Genomic DNA, 18,746 nt, shown 5'->3' with positions numbered 1-18,746 from the left:
AGACATTGATGGAAAAGGTCGTGATCGTCGCCCGGACAGCCGATTTCAGCGAGGAATGGTGCCGCAAACTGCGCGGGCCGGTCGCCGCGGAGCTGCTGGATCTGGGACTTCCGGGAGTGGCGGTCAACGTGCGCGACGAACCGGTGCGCGATGCCATGATGACCCTGACGACACTGGACCCGCCGGCCGCCGCAGTCGTCAGCCTGTGGACCGAGCAGTATTACGGCACACAGGCCCGGGCCGCCATCGCGCTGATCGAGGCCGAATCAGACTCGGCGGCAGCGTATCTGGTGACCGAATCGACACCGATGGCACCGCCGGATCCCGATGACGGCGCGCGCACTCCGGGATTGGCCAACGTGGCACTGCTGCGCCGGCCCGCCGAGTTGGACCACGCCACCTGGCTGCACCGCTGGCACATCGACCACACCCAGGTGGCGATCGACACTCAGGCGACCTTCGGCTACACCCAGAACGTCGTGGTCCGCGCGCTCACCGAGGAGGCGCCGGCGATCGACGGCATCGTCGAGGAACTGTTCCCCGACGGCGCGGTGTCAGACCCCTACGTGTTCTACGGCGCGGCCGACGAGGCCGACCTCACCGACCGGGTTGGGCGCATGATCGCCAGCGTCAGCGCGTTCGGCGCGCACCAGAACATCGATACGGTGCCCACCAGCCGCTACCTGTTGCGGTCGCCGTTCACACGCACTGCTGCGACAAGGTGATCAGCGCGTCGCGCACGTGCGGGTGCCGTTCGAGATAGGACAGCACCGGGTTCGGAGCGCCCGGGTCTTCCTGCCGTCCCTTCTCGTCCAGCTCAGCCCGGACGTCCGGGTGCCGGTTCAGGTACGAGTCGATCGAGTTGCCGAACGTCTGGTCGCACTGTTGCGGCGCGGCGTTCGCTACCGGGGCCAGGATCAGCGCCGCACCCGCGAGGGCCACGGCGGTGGCTCGAATGATTGCGCTCATCACTCGACGGTACCCGCGTTGTCAGTTCACGCTGGCCAGCGCGAACGGCAGCACCTCCGGCGCACCGGCGGCGCGCAGCACCCGGGCCGCCATCGTCAGCGTCCACCCGCTGTCGGCGACGTCGTCGACCAGCAGCACCGGGCCGATACCCGCCGGCAGTTCGGCGGGCGGCTGCCAACAGCCGTGCAGGGCCGCGACCCGGTAGGCCGAGTTCGCCGCGGTGCTCGCCCGCCGCCCCGGTGCATAACGCAACGTGTCCAGGCGGGTCAGTCGGCCCAGCTCGGCCAACCGGTCCACCAGCGACTCGATCAGCTTCGGATGGGTGGCCGAATCCAGCCCGAGCACCGCCGTCGGCCTGCTCTTCCACTCCCAGCTCGCCAGCACCGCCACCGCCGCGCGAACCACCTCCTCGGGGACCTCCCGATCCGGCTCGTCCAGCAGCCGCCGCAGCCGGACACCCCAGCCCAGGTCGGTGAGGCGGCCGATCACCCGGCCCGGCGCCGGCCCGTCGGTGATCCGGCCGGACAGGTCGACCCCGAGTTTCGCCAGCCCGGACGGCCACTGGCGGCGCGGGGTCAGCTCCACGCCGGGACGCATCAGCCGCTCCCGGGTGGCCGCGGCGGCGGCCGCATCCACCTCCGCGTCGAACCGCGGCCCGGCGCAGTTGTCGCACCGCCCGCAGCGTTCCCCGGGGCGCAGTTGCGGGTCGTTGAGCTGGGCGCGCAGGAACGTCATCCGGCATTCGGCGGTGCTCTGATAATCGAGCATCGCCTGCTGTTCGGCCCGGCGCAGCTCGGCGAGGTTGCGGTAACGCTGCTCGTCGTAGTTCCACGGCTGCCCGGTACCCAGCCAGCCGCCCTTGACCCGGCGCACCGCTCCGTCGACGTCGAGGACCTTGAGCACCATCTCCAGTCGCGACCGATTCAAGTCGACCAGCGGTTCCAGCGCGGGTGTCGACTGGGGCCGTTCGCCGGAAAGCTCGCCGATCACCTTGCGTACCAACGCTTCCGGCGGGAACGCCAGCGACGCGAAGTAACGCCAGATGTCCTGATCCTCCGTGCCGGGCAGCAGGATGACCTCCGCGCTGGCCGTGGAGCGCCCCGCCCGTCCCACCTGCTGGTAGTAGGCGATCGGCGAGGACGGCGCACCCAGGTGGATGACGAACCCGAGGTCCGGCTTGTCGAAGCCCATCCCCAGCGCCGAGGTGGCGATCAGCGCTTTGACGCGGTTGGCCAGCAGGTCGGCCTCGAACTGCTCCCGGTCGGCCGCTTCGGTCGAACCGGTGTAGGCGGCCACCGCGAACCCCTGGGCACGCAGGTCGGCGGCGACATCGTGGGCCTGGGCCACCGTGAGCGTGTAGACGATCCCGGAACCTGGCAGTGCTTCCAGGTGCGCACCGATCCAGGCGGCCCGCTGCGCCGGACCACCGGCGTGCACCACCGACAGCCGCAGCGACTCGCGATCCAGGCCGCCCCGCAGCACCAGCGTGTCGCCACCACCCACCCCGAGTTGGCCGGCGACATCGTCGACCACCCGATCGTTGGCGGTCGCGGTGGTCGCCAACACCGGGATGTCGGCGCCCAGCTCGGCGATCAGGGTGCGGATGCGCCGGTAGTCCGGCCGGAAATCGTGACCCCAATCCGAGACGCAGTGCGCCTCGTCGACCACCACCAGCCCGGCCCGGGCCGCCAGCGCCGGCAGCACCTCATCGCGAAAGTCCGGGTTGTTGAGCCGCTCCGGGCTCACCAGCAGCACGTCGAGATCACCGGCGACCACCCTGGCCTGCACCTCGGCCCATTCGGTCACGTTGGCGGAGTTGATGGTGGCCGCATGCACCCCGGCCCGTTCCGCGGCGGCGACCTGGTTGCGCATCAACGCCAACAGGGGCGACACGATGACCGTCGGCCCCTGGCCACTCCGGCGCAGCAGCTTCGCCGCGATGAAGTACACCGCCGACTTGCCCCAGCCGGTGCGCTGCACGACCAGCGCACGACGACGCCCGACCACCAGCGCTTCGATCGCTGCCCACTGGTCGTCGCGCAGGCGCGCCTCGGGACCGGCCAGCTGCTCCAGGATCGCCTGGGCGTCGTCGCGTTGGGTAGTCACGGCCTCATCGTGCCCGAGGGAGCCGACAGCTACTCGGCGGCAGCGCGCTCCCGCTGGATTTCCAGGGCGATGTCGATGAGTTGGTCTTCCTGGCCGCCGATCAGCTTGCGCTGGCCGGCCCGGTGCAGCAGCTCATGGGCGGGCACGCCGTAGCGCTCACCCTGGCGTACCGCGTGCTTGAGGAAGCTGGAGTACACCCCGGAGTAGCCCATGATCAGCGCGTTGCGGTCCAGCACGCACTCAGCCGGCATAGCCGGGCGCACCACGTCCTCGGCGGCATCGGCGATGTCGAAGAAGTCGATGCCGGTCTTGATCCCGACCTTGTCGAACACCCCGATCAGCGCCTCCACCGGGGCGTTGCCCGCACCGGCGCCGAACCGACGCACCGAGCCGTCGATCTGCTTGGCCCCGGCACGCACCGCCTCCAACGAGTTGGCCACCCCCAACCCGAGATTCTCATGCCCGTGAAAGCCCACCTGGGCGTCCTCGCCCAGCTCGGCGACCAACGCGGCCACCCGATCACGCACCCCTTCGAGCACCAGCGCTCCGGCCGAATCCACCACGTACACGCATTGGCAGCCCGCATCGGCCATGATCCGGGCCTGGGCGGCCAGCTTCTCAGGGGACACGGTGTGGGCCATCATCAAAAACCCAACGGTCTCCAAGCCCAGTTCCCGGGCCAGCCCGAAGTGCTGGATCGACACGTCGGCCTCGGTGCAGTGCGTGGCGATCCGGCAGATCTGACCGCCGTTGCCCTGCGCGGTCTTCATGTCTTCCTTGGTGGCCACCCCGGGCAGCATCAAAAACGCGATCTTGGCGTCCTTGGCAGTAGCCGCCGCGAGCTTGATCAACTCCTGGTCCGGGGTCTTGGAAAACCCATAATTGAAACTCGACCCACCCAGCCCGTCGCCGTGGGTCACCTCGATCACCGGCACCCCGGCGGCATCGATCGCGGCGACGATCGCCGCGACCTCCTCAGGCGTGAACTGGTGACGCTTGTGATGGCTGCCGTCACGCAGGCTGGTGTCGGTGATCCGAACGTCCCAAATACCGGTCATTTCACGCCTCCAGCCTTTGCCGCCACCATCTCGCGGGCGATCTCCTCGCCCACCTTGGTCGCCGCCGCAGTCATGATGTCCAGGTTGCCCGCATACGGCGGCAGGTAATCACCGGCGCCCTCAACCTCGACGAACGTCGTCACCACCGCACGCCCACCCGAATTCAGCGACGGCTCGTCGAACTGCGGCTCGTTGAGCAACCGGTAACCCGGCACGTAGGTCTGCACCTGCTCGACCACGCTGAGGATCGACTTGGTGATCGCATCGCGGTCGACGTCCTCGGGAATCTGGCAGAAAATGGTGTCGCGCATGATCATCGGCGGATCAGCCGGATTCAAAATGATGATCGCCTTGCCCTTCTGCGCGCCACCGATGGTCTCCACCCCACGCGAAGTGGTCTTGGTGAACTCGTCGATATTGGCCCGCGTGCCCGGCCCCGCCGACACACTGGCCACACTGGCCACGATCTCCGCATACGGCACCACCCCGCCCTGCTCGGCCACGGCCCGGGTCACCGCGTACACGATCGGAATGGTGGCCTGCCCACCGCACGTGATCATGTTGACGTTCGGGGCATCCACATGCTCGTGCAGATTGGCCGGCGGGATCACCGCCGGGCCCACCGCGGCCGGAGTCAAGTCGATCGCCCGGATACCAGCCGCCTCGTACTTGGGCGCATACGCCTTGTGCACATAAGCGCTGGTGGCCTCGAAAACGAAATCCGGCAGCTCATCCTGGGCCAACAGCCAATCCGCCCCCTCGGCCGAGGTCTCCAGACCGAGCTTGCGCGCGCGGGCCAAACCCTCCGACTCCGGATCGATACCGATCATCCAGCGCGGCTCCAACCACTCCGAGCGCAGCAATTTGTACAGCAGGTCGGTGCTGATATTGCCCGACCCCACGATCGCGACTGACGCTTTGTCGGCCATGAGCGCTCCTCTATTCGAAAACCAGCCGGACCGAACCCAGTCCGGAGAAATCGGCGACGCAGTCGTCGCCGGCGTGCACGTCGATGGCCCGGGTGGCGGTACCGGGCAATACGATGTCGCCGGCCTGCAGCCGCACCCCGAAACTCTCCACCTTGCGGGCCAACCACGCCACCGCAGTGACCGGATTGCCCAACACCGCGTCACTGCGGCCCTCGGCAACCACCTCGCCGTTCTTGGTCAACGAGGCATCGATCCGCTTGATATCGATGTCGGCCGGCTTGACCCGCTGTTTGCCGAGGACGAACCCGGCCGAGGAGGCGTTGTCGGCGATGGTGTCGCAGAGCTTGATCTTCCAGTCGGTGATCCGGCTGTCGATCAACTCGATCGCCGGGGCGAACGCCTCGGTGGCGGCCAGGACGTGCTCCTCGGTGCAGTCCGCACCTGGCAGGTCCTCGGCGAGGATGAACGCCACCTCGACCTCGACCCGCGGGTACAGGTAGTTCGCCGCTTTGATCGGCTCGTCCTCGAACACCTGCATCTCGTTGAGCAGGTGCCCGTAGTCCGGCTCGTCGACGCCCATCATCTGCTGCATCGCCTCGCTGGACAGGCCGACCTTGTGTCCGACCACCCGGGCGCCCTCGGCGATCCGCTGGCGAATGTTGATCAGCTGGATCTCGTAAGCGTCGACCACATCGATGTCGGGATACGCCGCCGTCAGCGGGGAGATCGGGACCCGGCTGCGCTCCGCTTGCGCCAACTCGGCGGCGAGTTCGGCGCGGATCTGGGCGCTGAGCATCTTCGAAGAGTCCCCTCGGGTGTTGGGATGCGGGCATAACCGAGCCGCTGACCGAATTCTATAACGTGTTCTAACTTTCGGCTCGGGCGGTCCCGGGCGGGCCGGAGGCGACGAAGGGCCGGCGGCATGGCCGCCGCCGGCCCTTCGCCGAAGCGTGAACTAGGACTTGCCGGTGTAGTCGACCTGCCAGTGCTTGATCCCGTTGAGCCAGCCCGAGCGTAGCCGCTGCGGGCTTTCCAGCGGCTTGAGGTCGGGGATGTGGTCGGCGATGGCGTTGAAGATCAGACCGATCGTCATCCGGGCCAGGTGGGTGCCGATGCAGTAGTGCGCACCGGTGCCGCCGAAGCCGACGTGCGGGTTGGGGTCGCGCAGGATGTTGAACTGCTGCGGGTTGTCGAACACCTCGGGGTCGAAGTTGGCCGCGCGGTAGAACATCACCACCCGCTGGCCCTCCTTGATCAAGGTGCCGTTGAGCTCGTGGTCCCGGGTGGCGGTGCGCTGGAACGACGTCACCGGGGTGGCCCAGCGCACGACCTCGTCGGCGGTGGTCTCCGGGCGTTCCTTTTTGAACAGCTCCCACTGGTCGGGGTTCTCGGTGAAGGCCATCATGCCCTGGGTGATGGAATTACGGGTGGTCTCGCTGCCCGCCACCGCCAGCAGGATGATGAAGTAACCCAGCTCGTCGTCGTTGAGCTTCTCGCCGTCGATGTCGGCCTCGATCAGCGTGGTGACGATGTCCTTGCCGGGGTTCTGCCGCTTCATCTCGGCCAGCTGCAGGCCATAGGTGATGATCTCCAGCGCTGATGCCGCCGGGTCGTAGTGAGCGTATTCCGGGTCGTCGTACGAGGTCATCTGGTTGGTCCAGTTGAACAGCTTGCCGCGGTCCTCCTGCGGCACGCCCATCAGGCCGGCGATCGCCTGCAGCGGCAGCTCGGAGGCCACCTCCACCACGAAGTCACCGGATCCCTTGGCCAGCGCCTCCTTGGCGATGCCCTGCGCCCGCTGCTCCAGCTCGTCGTGCAGGGGCAGGATGTGGCGCGGGGTGAAGCCGCGCGAGATGATCCGGCGCTGGCGGGTGTGCCGCGGCGCGTCCTGGTTGAGCATGATGATCCGCTGCGCCTCGATCGCGTCGCGGGTGATGTCGTCGTTGAACCGCGGAATGGCGGTGTTGATCTCACTGGAGAACACGTCGTCGAGGCGGGAGACCTCTTTGACGTCCTCGTGGCGGGTGATCGCCCAGTAGCCGCCGTCGTTGAAGCCGCCGACACCGTCCGGCTGCTCGATCCACTTGATCGGCTCGCTCGTGCGCAGCGCCGCCAGTTCCTCATCCGGAATCCGCTCGGCGTAGATCTCCGGGTCGGTCGGGTCGAAACCCGCGGGAACATTGAAGGCGGAAGGGACAGTGGGGCTGGCCACGGCGAAGACTCCTAACTCAGGGCATGTGCAGCACGATGCATGCTCGTGCCAGTAAAACATGCCTTCGCTGCAGAAGAAAGGCGAGAACGCGTCCGCGCGCGGCGCAAAATTGAAACACGTTCTACCACGCCCGCAACTCCGCCTGACCTGGTCGGTCCCGGCGCCCTACCCGCAGGGTAGGAAGTAGTCGTCCGGGCGAGCGGGGTAACCATACCGCCAGCCAACTGGCGCCCGGGTGGGGCAATTCTATAACGTGTTCTACATGGCTGAGCAGGAGTACGACGTCGTCGTGGTCGGAAGCGGTGGCGCCGGGATGGTCGCCGCCCTCACCGCCGCCCACCGGGGACTGTCCACCATCGTCATCGAGAAAGCCGCCCACTACGGCGGTTCGACCGCCCGCTCCGGCGGCGGCGTGTGGATCCCCAACAACGAGGTACTCGCACGCGCGGGCGTAAAGGACACCCCCGAGGCCGCCCGCACCTACCTGCGCACGATCGTTGGCGACGTCGTTCCGGCCGAGAAGATCGACACCTACCTGCAGCGCGGTCCGGAGATGTTGTCGTTCGTGCTGAAGAACTCGCCGCTGAAGATGTGCTGGGTCCCCGGTTACGCCGACTACTACCCCGAGCAGCCGGGCGGCAAGCCCACCGGCCGCTCGATCGAGCCGAAGCCGTTCAACGCCAAGAAGCTCGGCGCGGACGCGGCCGGCCTGGAACCGGCCTACGGCAAGGTGCCGCTGAACGTCGTCGTCATGCAGCAGGACTACGTCCGACTCAACCAGCTCAAGCGCCACCCGCGCGGTGTGCTGCGCAGCCTGAAGGTCGGCGCCCGCACCATGTGGGCCCAGGCCACCGGCAAGAACCTGGTCGGGATGGGCCGCGCGCTGATCGCTCCGCTTCGGATCGCGCTGCGCAATGCCGGTGTGCCGGTCGAGCTGAACACCGCGCTGACCGACCTCTACGTCTCCGACGGCGTGGTCCGCGGCGTCTACGTCCGCGACAGCAATGCCTCGGAGGCCGTCGAGCCCCGGCTGATCCGGGCGCGGCGCGGGGTCATTCTGGCCAGCGGCGGATTCGAGCACAACGAGCAGATGCGGGTGAAGTACCAGCGCGCTCCAATCACCACCGAGTGGACGGTCGGCGCGAAGGCCAACACCGGCGAGGGCATCCTGGCCGGCGAAAAACTCGGTGCCGCACTGGACGTCATGGAGGACTCCTGGTGGGGCCCGACGGTGCCGCTGCCCGGAGCACCGTGGTTCGCGCTCTCGGAGCGCAACTCGCCCGGGTCGATCATCGTGAACATGGCCGGCAAGCGGTTTATGAACGAGTCGATGCCCTACGTGGAGGCCGTCCACCATATGTACGGCGGCGAATACGGGCAGGGTCCCGGCCCCGGCGAGAACATCCCGGCCTGGCTCGTGTTCGACCAGCGCTACCGCAACAACTTCATCTTTGCGGGCCTGCAGCCGGGCCAACGGATTCCGAAGAAGTGGCTGGAGTCCGGCGTGATCGTCTCGGCGGACACCCTGGAAGAACTGGCGACCAAGATGGGCGTGCCGGCAGCGGGGCTCAATGCGACCGTCGAGCGGTTCAACGAGTTCGCCCGCACCGGCGTCGACGAGGACTTCCACCGCGGTGAGAGCGCCTACGACCGCTACTACGGCGACCCGACCAATAAGCCGAACCCGAACCTGGGCCCGATCGCGCAGGGGCCGTTCTACGCGGCCAAAATGGTGCCCGGGGACCTGGGCACCAAGGGCGGGATCCGCACCGACGTGCGCGGTCGGGCGCTGCGCGACGACGACAGCGTCATCGAGGGCCTCTACGCCGCAGGCAATGTGAGCGCCCCGGTCATGGGCCACACCTACCCCGGGCCCGGCGGCACCATCGGACCCGCGATGACGTTCGGTTACCTGGCCGCTCTGGACATCGCCGACTCACCAGCCGAAAGGGCCTAGGACATGCCGATCGATCTCGATGTCGCACGGGGTGCGGAGTTCGGCCGGGTCGAGTTCTCCTGGACTGCGACCAATGTGCAGCTCTACAACCTGGCGCTGGGCGCCGGATCGGATCCGATGGATCCGCGTGAGCTGAGCTACGTCGTCGACGGCACCCCGCAGGTGTTGCCGACGTTCGGCTGCGTCGCGGCGTCGTTCAACGATGTCGACCCGCCCAAGGTCAGCTGGCCCGGCGTCGAGATCGACCTGGCCAAGATTCTGCATGCCTCCGAGAAGGTGATCGTTCCCGCGCCGCTACCGCCGTCCGGCAGCGCGCAGGCCGTCAGCCGGATCGTTGACGTCTGGGACAAGGGCAAGGCCGCCGTCGTCGTGCTCGAGACCACGGTCACCAGCACCGACGGCACGCCGCTGTGGACGCAGCAGCGGTCCATCTTCGCCCGCGGCGAGGGCGGCTTCGGCGGTGAGCGCGGCCCGGCCTCGGCTACCGAACGTCCCGACCGCGCACCGGATTTCGAAGTCGACATCGCGGTGGCACCGCAACAGGCACTGCTCTACCGGCTCTGCGGCGACCGCAATCCGCTGCATTCGGACCCTGGATTTGCGGCGGCTGCTGGATTCCCGCGGCCGATCCTGCACGGGCTGTGCACCTATGGCATGACCTGCAAGGCGGCCGTGGACACGGCATTGGACGGCGATGCGGGCGCGGTGCGTTCCTTCGGCGCGCGGTTCGCCGGCGTGGTCTTTCCCGGCGAGACGCTGCGGGCTCACCTGTGGAAAGAGGACGGCCGGTTGCTGGGCAACGTGGTGGCGCCCTCGCGTGACAACGCCGCGGTGCTGAGCGACGTGGAGCTGGTGACGGCCTAGCGACGCCGTTCGGCGGCGCCCTTCGTCGCCGGGCGTTATTGAAAACGATTGTCATCTCCGCTAACGTCTGTCGGGACCGCGTAACGCAACACGAAAAAGTTGCGTCGCGAACAGACAAGCGAGGACGACCCTTTGACGGCTGCGGTATGGATGGCGTCGCCACCGGAGGTGCACTCGGCGGCGCTGACCAGCGGCCCCGGACCCGGACCGCTGTTGGCGGCGGCCGGCGCATGGTCATCGCTGAGCCTGGAGTACACCGCGACCGCAGACGAGCTGCGCGCCTTGCTGGGGGCCACTCAGACGACGGCGTGGCAGGGGCCGAGTGCTGAACAGTATGTCGCCGCGCATGCTCCTTACCTGGGGTGGCTGTCGAAGGCCAGCGCCGACAGCGCCGCCCTGGCGGCGCAGCACGAGACGGTGGCCACCGCCTACGTCAGTGCGCTGGCGGCCATGCCCACGATGCCCGAGCTGGCCGCCAACCACACCACGCACGGCGTCCTGACCGCCACCAATTTCTTTGGCATCAACACGATTCCGATCGCACTCAATGAAGCCGACTACCTGCGGATGTGGATCCAGGCCGCGACCACAATGGCCACCTACGAAGCGGTCTCCGGGGCGGCGCTGGCCTCGGCTCCACAGCCCACTGCGGCACCACCGATCGTGCTCCATGACGAGTCCGACCACGGCGATCATGACCACGACCACGACGGCATCCACGACGGCGAGCTGGACCCGTCCGACCCGGAGTGGTGGCAAGATTTCTTTGGGGAGCTGGACGAATACGGCAACACCATCATCACGGACTTGCTGACCAATCCGGCGGCGCTGCTCAACGATCTCCCGTTGATAATGGCCGATCTGACCTTCCATGCCAGCCAAATCGCGTCGACACTGAGCCAGTTCGCTCCCGCGCTGCTGCAGCCGGCGCTGGGCCTGGTGTTCGCCAACCTGGGATGGGCGGCCGGCCTGGCCGGGCTAGCCGGAATTCAGCCGGCCCCGGCCGCCCCCGTCGCTGTGGATCCGATCTCCGAGGCACCTCCGGCGTTGCCGGCTGCAGGTGCCTCGTCGAGCACCCCGTCGGTTCCCGCCTCGACCACGGCGACGGTGCCGTCGTCCGCGTCGGTGCCGACGACCAGCGCGGCGCCCGCCGCGCCACCGCCTCCGGCTCCCCCGGCCGGCGCAAGCCCGGGATTCTTCCCGCCCTATGTGATCGGGCCTCCGGGTGCGGCCGACCGAATCCATGCCAAGGGCCGCGCCCAGGCCGTCAAGAAGGCGCCGAATCCGGATGCCGCCAGTGCGGCGGCTGCCGCGGCCGCGCAATATCGAGGTCGGGTCCGGACTCGCCGGCGCCGGCGTGCCCACGATGAGGCGAACGAGTTCGCCGACCTGGTGGCCACCAGCGCCTCGACCACCGGGGCCGGTGCCCTGGGTCTCGCCGGGGCGCAGGCCAAGGCGGATAGGGCTGCGGTGGGGCTGACGACCTTGGCCGCTGAAGGCTTCGGCGGCGGCCCGACGGTCCCGCTGCTACCCGAGAGCTGGAGCGGGGCCAGCGACGACCGTGCAGATCGGCCGAGCGTGAAGTTGGCTTCACGTTCGACCCCCCAGCGTGAAACTAACTTCACGCTCGGCGGGCACGGGCGGCACGCACGCGACGGATGACGTCGTCTTCCCGGTCGCCCGCCAGCACTCGGACGACGATCCATCCGCAGCGCTGAAGTCGCTCATGGCGCTTGGCGTCCTTGCGCCAGCGAATGGGATCCGTCCGATGCGAGTCCCCGTCGTACTCGGCGGCGACTTTCAGCTCCGGCCATCCCATATCCAGGAATGCGAACGGCTTCCAACCGCCGTCGTACACCGCGATCTGGGTCTGCGGCCGAGGCACCCCGGCCCGGATCAGGGTGACCCGCAGCCAGCTTTCCTTCGGCGACTCTGCGCCGGCGTCGACCAGGTCCAGCGACTCCCGTGCACGCACGATGCCGCGTCGTCCATCGCAACGATCCATAATCCGTTGGACATCAACATCTTTGAAGCGACTGGCGCGAGCCAGCGCGTCCAATCCCGCGACCGCTTCGACGGGCCGATACCAGCAGGCCAAATCCACGGCGGTGCGCGCCGGTGTGGTGACCGGAACTCCACCGATGACCTGGATCTCATCGGGCCGCAGCTCGTCGCCGCGGATCACCAGCCCGGGCAGACGGTGCCGGTTGTCGTGGATGAGTTCGGCGGGCCTGTCGGCGTCTACCCACTCACTGCCGTGCAGAGCCGACGCGGAGAAGCCGGCGACCACACCTTGCCGCTTTGACCAGAGCCACGCCGCTCTGGCCCGGTCTACCGCGCTGATCTCAACGTCCGTGTGCAGATAAACGTCACGAAACACCCGGACGTGGCCGGTGACCAGTTGTCCTGGTGTCACCAGTCCGGAGCCGATCGACTCGCTGCCGAGGAACGGATCTGCCATGACGGCAGCGTCGCACCCGGGCCGCCGGTCGTCATTTCACCTGCAGGAGTTATCCACACCCTGCCGAACGTGAAGGTAGCTTCACGCTCAACCCCCGAGTGTGAAGCCAACTTCACGTTCGGCGAGAAAGGGGGGGTCAGCCCAGGATCAGACCCGACGTCGGCACCCCGGTACCGGCGGTGACCAACACGTGCTCGACACCGTCGACCTGGTTGACCGAGGTGCCGCGCAGCTGGCGCACCCCTTCGGCGATGCCGTTCATCCCGTGAATGTAGGCCTCGCCGAGCTGCCCGCCGTGGGTGTTGATCGGCAGCCGGCCGCCCAGCTCGATCGCGCCACCCGCGATGAAGTCCTTGGCCTCGCCCTTACCGCAGAACCCCAACTCCTCCAGCTGGATCAGCGTGTAGGGGGTGAAGTGGTCATAGAGCACCGCGGTCTGAATGTCGGCCGGCGTCAGGCCGGATTGCGCCCACAGTTGCTTGCCCACCAGACCCATTTCGGGCAGCCCGAGCTCGTCCCGGTAGTAGGAGTACATGGTGAACTGGTCGGCCCCGGCGCCTTGAGCGGCCGCCTCGATGATCGCCGGACGGTGCTTGAGGTCGCGAGCCCGCTCCGGCGTGGTCACGACGATCGCCACCCCGCCGTCGCTCTCCTGACAGCAGTCCAGCAGCCGCAGCGGTTCGGCGATCCACCGCGAATTCTGGTGATCCTCGATGGTGATCGGCTTGCCGTAGAAGAACGCCTTGGGGTTGGTCGCCGCGTGCTTGCGATCAGCCACCGACACCACGCCGAAATCCGCACTGGTGGCGCCGTATTCGTGCATGTAGCGCTGAGCGATCATCGCCACCGACGCCGCCGGGGTGCTCAGGCCGTGCGGGTAGGACCAGCTGTACTCCACACCGCGGGAATCGGCGTTGACCGTCAAACCCGTCATCACCTGGCCGAACCGGAACTCCGAGCGCTCGTTGAAGGCCCGGTAGGCCACCACGACTTCGGCGACCCCGGTCGCCACCGCCATCGCCGCCTGCTGCACGGTCGCCGCGGCGGCGCCACCGCCGTAGCCGATCTGGGAGAAGAACTTCAACTCCCCGATCCCGGTGGCACGTGCGACGGCGGTCTCCAGGTTGGAGTCCATCGTGAAAGTGACCAGGCCGTCGACGTCGGAGGGCGTCAGCCCCGCGTCGTCGAGGGCGTCGAGAACCGCCTCGGCGGCCAGGCGCAGTTCGCTGCGCCCGGATTCCTTGGAGAAGTCGGTCGCCCCGATGCCGGCGATGGCAGCCTTACCGGACAACATCACGCCTCCCCGATGCTCAGTGTGGCCGTGGCGATGACATGGTCACCAAGGCTGTTGTTACCCACGACTTTCACCGTGATGAGGCCGTTTTCCACTGCGGTGACCTCACCGCTGAAGGTGACGGTGTCGTAGGCGTACCACGGCACGCCCAGCCGCAACCCGATCGAACGGATCACCGCATTGGATCCGGCCCAGTCGGTGAGGTAGCGCTGCACCAGGCCGGTGTCGGTGAGAATGTTGACGAAGATGTCCTTGGATCCCTTGGCCTGCGCCTTGTCCCGGTCGTGGTGCACGTCCTGGTAGTCGCGGGTGGCGATCGCCGTGGAGACGATGAACGTCGGGTCGCCGTAGATCTTCAGCTCGGGCAGCTTGGTGCCCACTTCCACGGTCGGAGCACTCATGCCCCGCCTCCTTCCACAGGCTCCCAGGCGTACAGGCTCCACGCCGGGCCGGCGTCGCTGGCAGGAAAGTCGAGAAACGTTGCGCGGACCGGCATCCCGATCTTCACCGCAGCGGCGTCGACGCCGCGCAGTTCACCGAGCATCCGCACGCCCTCTTCGAGCTCGACGAGCGCGATCACGAACGGCAAGCTGCGGCCGGGGACCTTGGGGGCATGGTGCACCACGTGGCTGAACACCGTTCCCTTGCCGCTGGAAACGACGTAGTCGGTGGTCTCGGACTTGTCCTTCCAGACCGCGGGCACCGGCGGATGCTGCAGGCTGCCGTCGGGGCGGCGCTGGATACGCAGCTCGTGGGCGGCCACCCCATCCCAGAAGTATTTGGAGTCCCTCGACCAGGAGGGGCGCATCATCTTGTCCGGGTCGAGATCCTCGGGCACCGCGGCTGAGGAGCGCGAGCTTTCCCTTTCGGCGGGCAGGAACTTGAGGATGCGCCAGTTCATGTCGGCGACATTTTCTTCCCCCACCCACCAACGAATCTTCTGGGTGATGAAGTAGCCCTCACCGAGGCCGGTGGACTTCGGGCCGACGATATCGGTCACCTCGGCGGTGACACTGACCTCTTCGCCGGGCCGCAGGTAGCGGTGGTAGGTCTGCTCACAGTTGGTGGCCACCACCCCGACGTAGCCTGCACCGTCGAACAATTCCATGACCTTGCCGAGCGGGTCGTCTGCGGGGCGTTCCCCACCCAGGCCCATCATCGTCCACACCTGGATCATCGCCGGCGGAGCGACGACACCCGGGTGACCGGCCGCACGCGCGGCGGCCTCGTCGGTGTAGATCGGGTTGGCATCACCGATCGCATCGACCCAGTGCCGGATCATCGGCTGGTTCACCGGATCCCGGCCGGTCCGCGGCTTGCTGCGGCCCGACGCCAGTATCTGCTCGATGCCGGAGGAAAGGTCGCTCATCTGTCTCCTCGACTCTTCGCGCAAGCGCTCATCGTGGCACCCGCGGAACCTTCAGACCCGAGGCGGCGATCATCTCGCGCATCACCTCGTTGACCCCACCGCCGAACGTGATGACCAGGTTGCGCTTGGTCTGCACATCCAGCCAGCGCAGCAGCGCCGCGGTGGCCGGGTCGGCCGGATTGCCGTAGCAGCCCACGATCTCCTCGGCCAACCGCCCGGCGTACTGAATCCGCTCGGTGCCAAAGACTTTGGTGGCCGCGGCGTCGGCTACGTCGATGATTTCGCCGGCCGCGGCGACCTGCCAGTTGAGCAGCTCGTTGATCCGGAACATGGCGTGGATCTCGCCGAGGCCGCGCTTGACCGCGTCATGGCTGATGGGGTTCACCCCGTCGCCGCCGGGCGTGGTGGCCCAGGCGTACACCTTGTCGTAGATGGCGCCGAACCGGCCGGCCGGACCCAGCATCACCCGCTCGTTGTTGAGCTGGGTGGTGATCAGCTTCCAGCCGCCGTTCTCCTCGCCCACCAGCATGTCGACGGGCACCCGAACGTCGTTGTAGTAGGTCGCGTTGGTGTGATGCGCACCGTCGGACAGGATCATCGGAGTCCAGGAGTACCCCGGGTCCTTGGTGTCGACGATCAGGATCGAAATCCCCTTGTGCTTCACCGCGGTCGGGTCGGTGCGCACCGCCAGCCAGATGTAGTCGGCATCGTGCGCGCCGGTGGTGAACACCTTCTGACCGTTCACGATGTAGTGGTCACCGTCTCGAACCGCGGTGGTGCGCAACGATGCCAGGTCGGTGCCCGCTTCAGGCTCGGTGTAGCCGATCGCGAAATGCACTTCGCCGGCCAGGATGTCCGGCAGGAATTTCTTCTTCTGCGCCTCGTTGCCGTACACCTGCAGGGTCGGTCCCACCGTCTGCAGCGTCACGGCGGGCAGCGGAATGTCTGCGCGCTGCGCCTCGTTGACGAAGATCTGCTGCTCGATCGGGCCGAAGCCCAGGCCGCCGAACTCCTTGGGCCAGCCCACGCCGAGTTTGCCGTCGCGGCCCATCCGGCGGATCACGGCACGGTAGGCCTCGTTGTGCCGGTCGGTGGCCATCGCCTTTTCCTCATCGGGCGTGATCAGGTTGGCGAAGTATTCCCGCAATTCGGCTTGCAGCTTGCGCTGCTCGGGGGTCAGATCGACGAACATGGCGCCCGCTGCTGCCGGCTGCTGACCCTCTCCCGGCTCCGCCGCGCTCGCGACCTCCACCCGGTCGAGACGGTGCGACCGTCCGCCCAGCAGGCGGTTCAGGTCCTTGATCGTGGAGTAGTAGCGGTCCATCGGGTAGTCGACATCCATACCCATCCCGCCGTGCAGGTGGTGGCAGAGTTGCATCACCGGGGGCGCCTGCGAGGTGATCCAGTATCCGAGCACCCCGAGGTCGTCGCTGGCGTCGAGGCCGTTGGCCAGCCGCCACACCACCGACGTCGCTGCCAGGGTGATGGTGCGCGAGACGATGTAGATCTCCGAGAGTTGCGCGGCGACCGTCTGGAACGTCGACAGCGGCCGGCCGAATTGCTCACGGCTGCCGACGTAGTCGGCGGTCAGCCGCAGCGCACCGGCCACCAGCCCCGAGGTATAGGCGCCGATCATGGCCAACGCCAAGTGGTTCATCTGGTGCACCGACGCCCCGTCCAGCACGGCGTCGGCCTCGGCGCCGTCGAAGACGACGACGTACTCGTCGCTGTGGTTGGCGGTCGGGGTCTTGGTCAGCTGTACTCCGGGCGCCTTCGGTGAGATCACCGCGACACCGGAATCAGCGGTGACCAGCATCCACTCGGCTTGCTCGGCGAAGGGCACACCGATCTTGGTGCCGGACAACCGGTTACCGGCCAGCGTGACTCCGGGCTGCTCCGGCAGCGCGGCGGTCGGCTCGTCGAGCGCTGCGGTCAGCACCGCCCCCTTGGCCACCCCGGCCAGGTAGCGGTCCTGCTGAGCCTCGGTGGCCAGCTCCAGTAGCGGCACCAGACCGAACCCGAGGGCGGCCAGTGCGGGGCTGATGGTCCCGTGCCGACCGATCTCGGTGAGCGCCGTGGCCACCTCCGACAGGCCGACACCGTCACCGCCGAGCCGCTCGGGCACCGCGAGGGCTGTCACGCCGCCGGCGACCAGCGCCTCCCAGCTGTTGTCCCGGTCGAGCACCGACGTGACGACGTCGGCGACTGCCTGCTGTTCCGGATCTGGACTGAAGTCCACCGAATCTCCTTAAAACTAGTGGCCCACCGGGCATTTGCCGGTGTAGTCCATCTGCCAATGCTTGATGCCGTTGAGCCATCCGGATCGCAGCCGTTCCGGGGAGGCCAGCGGCGCGAGGTCGGGCACGTGGTCGGCGACCGCGTTGAAGATCAGGTCGATCGTCAACCGGGCCAGGTGGGTGCCGATGCAGTAGTGCGCACCGGTGCCGCCGAACCCGACGTGCGGGTTCGGATCGCGCAGGATGTTGAAGCTGAACGGTTCGTCGAAGGCGTCCTCGTCGAAGTTGGCCGAGCGGTAGAACATCACCACCCGCTGGCCCTTTTTGATCTGGGCTCCGGACAATTCGTAGTCCTCCAGTGCGGTGCGCTGGAAGCAGATCACCGGGGAGGCCCACCGCACGATCTCGTCGGCGGTGGTCGCCGGGCGCTCCTTCTTGAACAACTCCCACTGTTCGGGGTGCTCGGAGAACGCAATCATGCCGTGGGTGATCGAGTTGCGAGTGGTCTCGTTGCCGGCCACCGCCAGCATCACCACGAAGAACCCGAACTCGTCGTCGGAGAGCTTCTCGCCGTCGATGTCGGCGTTGATCAGGGTGGTGACGATGTCTTCGCCGGGGTTCTCCGCCTTGTCGGCGGCCAGTTGCATGGCGTACTGGATCAACGCGAGCGAGGTGGCCTGCGGGTCGATGTCGGCGTATTCCGGGTCCTCGCTGCCGGTCATCTCGTTGGACCATTGGAACAACTTGTCCCGGTCCTCCTGCGGCACCCCGAGCAGTCCGGCGATCGCCTGCAGCGGCAATTCGCAGGAGACCTGCTCGACGAAGTCACCGCTGCCCGCCGCGGCGGCGTCCTTGACGATCGCCTGCGCCCGCTCGTGGAGTTCGTCGCGCAACCGTCCGATGGCCCGCGGGGTGAAGCCCCGCGAGATGATCCGGCGCAGCCGGGTGTGGTGCGGCGCGTCCATGTTCAGCATCACGAACCGCTGAACCTCGATGTTCTCGCGCTGCATGTCGTCGGGAAACCGTGGGATCACACAGTTTTCGTAGCTAGAGAAGACATCGCTGCGCAGCGACACCTCTTTGACGTCCTCCAGCTTGGTGACCGCCCAGTAACCGCCGTCGTGGAATCCGCCGCCCTTGCCCGGGGCTTGCTCGATCCAACACACGGGCGCCGTTTTGCGCAGCTGCGCGAACTCCTGCTCGGGGATGCCCTCGACGATGACGTCGGGGTTGAGGAAGTCGAATCCGGGGGGAAGGGTGGACATGACAGTTCTAGCCTCCATGTTCGTT

The 18,746-nt window shown here is 67.5% G+C and carries 16 protein-coding genes and 1 pseudogene; 4 read left to right on the top strand and 13 right to left on the bottom strand.

Translation table 11 applies throughout. The features are described from left to right. Positions 1-8 precede the first annotated feature (8 nt). Entirely contained in the window at positions 9-725 is a 717-nt protein-coding gene (locus tag A5771_RS16270; RefSeq protein ID WP_064856189.1) for an EthD domain-containing protein, read from the top strand. On the opposite strand, the gene A5771_RS16265 is transcribed toward A5771_RS16270, so the two are convergent. From A5771_RS16265 to A5771_RS16240, 6 genes are all read right to left on the bottom strand, one after another. Beyond that, a complete protein-coding gene (locus A5771_RS16265; RefSeq protein ID WP_064856188.1) occupies positions 700-969 on the bottom strand; it encodes a hypothetical protein in 270 nt (89 codons plus the stop codon). The genes A5771_RS16270 and A5771_RS16265 overlap by 26 nt on opposite strands. 21 nt (positions 970-990) lie before the next feature. Further along, positions 991-3,075 (bottom strand): RecQ family ATP-dependent DNA helicase, encoded by a 2,085-nt coding sequence (locus A5771_RS16260; RefSeq protein WP_064856187.1) that lies wholly within the window; start codon positions 3,073-3,075, stop codon positions 991-993. Positions 3,076-3,104: 29 nt separating this feature from the next. Further along, on the bottom strand, positions 3,105-4,133 hold the full coding sequence (gene dmpG, locus A5771_RS16255) for a 4-hydroxy-2-oxovalerate aldolase (protein WP_064856186.1): 1,029 nt from the start codon (positions 4,131-4,133) through the stop codon (positions 3,105-3,107). Next, a complete protein-coding gene (locus A5771_RS16250; protein WP_064856185.1) occupies positions 4,130-5,062 on the bottom strand; it encodes an acetaldehyde dehydrogenase (acetylating) in 933 nt (310 codons plus the stop codon). Before A5771_RS16250 ends, dmpG begins: the two co-directional genes overlap by 4 nt. 10 nt (positions 5,063-5,072) lie before the next feature. Beyond that, positions 5,073-5,858, bottom strand: coding sequence for a 2-keto-4-pentenoate hydratase (locus A5771_RS16245; RefSeq protein WP_064856184.1), 786 nt, complete (start codon positions 5,856-5,858; stop codon positions 5,073-5,075). A gap of 159 nt (positions 5,859-6,017) precedes the next feature. Next, positions 6,018-7,274, bottom strand: a complete 1,257-nt coding sequence (locus A5771_RS16240; RefSeq protein WP_064856183.1) for a cytochrome P450 — start codon at positions 7,272-7,274, stop codon at positions 6,018-6,020. 262 nt (positions 7,275-7,536) lie between these two features. On the opposite strand from A5771_RS16240, the gene kstD reads away from it, so the two are divergent. From kstD to A5771_RS16225, 3 genes are all read left to right on the top strand, one after another. Continuing rightward, a complete protein-coding gene (kstD, locus tag A5771_RS16235) occupies positions 7,537-9,231 on the top strand; it encodes a 3-oxosteroid 1-dehydrogenase (protein ID WP_064856254.1) in 1,695 nt (564 codons plus the stop codon). A gap of 3 nt (positions 9,232-9,234) precedes the next feature. After that, on the top strand, positions 9,235-10,095 hold the full coding sequence (locus A5771_RS16230) for a MaoC/PaaZ C-terminal domain-containing protein (protein ID WP_064856182.1): 861 nt from the start codon (positions 9,235-9,237) through the stop codon (positions 10,093-10,095). A gap of 150 nt (positions 10,096-10,245) precedes the next feature. Next, on the top strand, positions 10,246-11,757 hold the full coding sequence (locus tag A5771_RS16225; protein ID WP_064856181.1) for a PPE domain-containing protein: 1,512 nt from the start codon (positions 10,246-10,248) through the stop codon (positions 11,755-11,757). Here the strand turns inward: A5771_RS16225 and A5771_RS16220 are convergent. From A5771_RS16220 to A5771_RS16195, 7 genes and pseudogenes are all read right to left on the bottom strand, one after another. Next, a complete protein-coding gene (locus tag A5771_RS16220; protein ID WP_064856180.1) occupies positions 11,717-12,556 on the bottom strand; it encodes a hypothetical protein in 840 nt (279 codons plus the stop codon). The genes A5771_RS16225 and A5771_RS16220 overlap by 41 nt on opposite strands. A 136-nt stretch (positions 12,557-12,692) precedes the next feature. Then, the gene (locus A5771_RS16215) at positions 12,693-13,850 is read right to left on the bottom strand and encodes a lipid-transfer protein (protein WP_064856179.1); all 1,158 of its coding nucleotides are present in this window, start codon (positions 13,848-13,850) and stop codon (positions 12,693-12,695) included. Further along, positions 13,850-14,251 carry a MaoC family dehydratase gene (locus A5771_RS16210; RefSeq protein WP_064856178.1) on the bottom strand — a complete coding sequence of 134 codons (402 nt, stop codon included), beginning with the start codon at positions 14,249-14,251 and terminating at the stop codon, positions 13,850-13,852. The genes A5771_RS16215 and A5771_RS16210 overlap by 1 nt, the downstream gene beginning before the upstream one ends. Beyond that, on the bottom strand, positions 14,248-15,219 hold the full coding sequence (locus tag A5771_RS16205; RefSeq protein ID WP_064856177.1) for a bifunctional MaoC family dehydratase N-terminal/OB-fold nucleic acid binding domain-containing protein: 972 nt from the start codon (positions 15,217-15,219) through the stop codon (positions 14,248-14,250). The genes A5771_RS16210 and A5771_RS16205 overlap by 4 nt, the downstream gene beginning before the upstream one ends. A 28-nt stretch (positions 15,220-15,247) precedes the next feature. Next, positions 15,248-16,411, bottom strand: a complete 1,164-nt coding sequence (fadE29, locus tag A5771_RS24105; protein ID WP_234783082.1) for an acyl-CoA dehydrogenase FadE29 — start codon at positions 16,409-16,411, stop codon at positions 15,248-15,250. A gap of 93 nt (positions 16,412-16,504) precedes the next feature. Beyond that, positions 16,505-17,404: pseudogene (locus A5771_RS24100) on the bottom strand (acyl-CoA dehydrogenase family protein); the annotation flags it as partial. A gap of 69 nt (positions 17,405-17,473) precedes the next feature. Next, complete coding sequence (locus tag A5771_RS16195; protein WP_064856175.1) at positions 17,474-18,721, bottom strand: cytochrome P450; 1,248 nt, start codon at positions 18,719-18,721, stop codon at positions 17,474-17,476. Positions 18,722-18,746 lie beyond the last annotated feature (25 nt).

The sequence above is a fragment of the Mycolicibacter sinensis genome (assembly GCF_001667375.1).
GTDB classification, from domain to species: Bacteria; Actinomycetota; Actinomycetes; order Mycobacteriales; family Mycobacteriaceae; genus Mycobacterium; species Mycobacterium sinense_A.
This window is presented reverse-complemented; position numbering and strand designations above follow the sequence as displayed.

What these genes read in the sequence shown, in the direction of transcription:
- A5771_RS16270 (WP_064856189.1), top strand. Translation starts at nt 9, where the DNA reads ATGGAAAAGGTCGTGATCGTCGCCCGGACAGCCGATTTCAGCGAGGAA.
- A5771_RS16265 (WP_064856188.1), bottom strand. Translation starts at nt 969, where the DNA reads ATGAGCGCAATCATTCGAGCCACCGCCGTGGCCCTCGCGGGTGCGGCG.
- dmpG (WP_064856186.1), bottom strand. Translation starts at nt 4,133, where the DNA reads ATGACCGGTATTTGGGACGTTCGGATCACCGACACCAGCCTGCGTGAC.
- A5771_RS16250 (WP_064856185.1), bottom strand. Translation starts at nt 5,062, where the DNA reads ATGGCCGACAAAGCGTCAGTCGCGATCGTGGGGTCGGGCAATATCAGC.
- A5771_RS16245 (WP_064856184.1), bottom strand. Translation starts at nt 5,858, where the DNA reads ATGCTCAGCGCCCAGATCCGCGCCGAACTCGCCGCCGAGTTGGCGCAA.
- kstD (WP_064856254.1), top strand. Translation starts at nt 7,537, where the DNA reads ATGGCTGAGCAGGAGTACGACGTCGTCGTGGTCGGAAGCGGTGGCGCC.
- A5771_RS16230 (WP_064856182.1), top strand. Translation starts at nt 9,235, where the DNA reads ATGCCGATCGATCTCGATGTCGCACGGGGTGCGGAGTTCGGCCGGGTC.
- A5771_RS16225 (WP_064856181.1), top strand. Translation starts at nt 10,246, where the DNA reads ATGGCGTCGCCACCGGAGGTGCACTCGGCGGCGCTGACCAGCGGCCCC.
- A5771_RS16220 (WP_064856180.1), bottom strand. Translation starts at nt 12,556, where the DNA reads ATGGCAGATCCGTTCCTCGGCAGCGAGTCGATCGGCTCCGGACTGGTG.
- A5771_RS16215 (WP_064856179.1), bottom strand. Translation starts at nt 13,850, where the DNA reads ATGTTGTCCGGTAAGGCTGCCATCGCCGGCATCGGGGCGACCGACTTC.
- A5771_RS16210 (WP_064856178.1), bottom strand. Translation starts at nt 14,251, where the DNA reads ATGAGTGCTCCGACCGTGGAAGTGGGCACCAAGCTGCCCGAGCTGAAG.
- A5771_RS16205 (WP_064856177.1), bottom strand. Translation starts at nt 15,219, where the DNA reads ATGAGCGACCTTTCCTCCGGCATCGAGCAGATACTGGCGTCGGGCCGC.
- fadE29 (WP_234783082.1), bottom strand. Translation starts at nt 16,411, where the DNA reads ATGTTCGTCGATCTGACCCCCGAGCAGCGCAAGCTGCAAGCCGAATTG.
- A5771_RS16195 (WP_064856175.1), bottom strand. Translation starts at nt 18,721, where the DNA reads ATGTCCACCCTTCCCCCCGGATTCGACTTCCTCAACCCCGACGTCATC.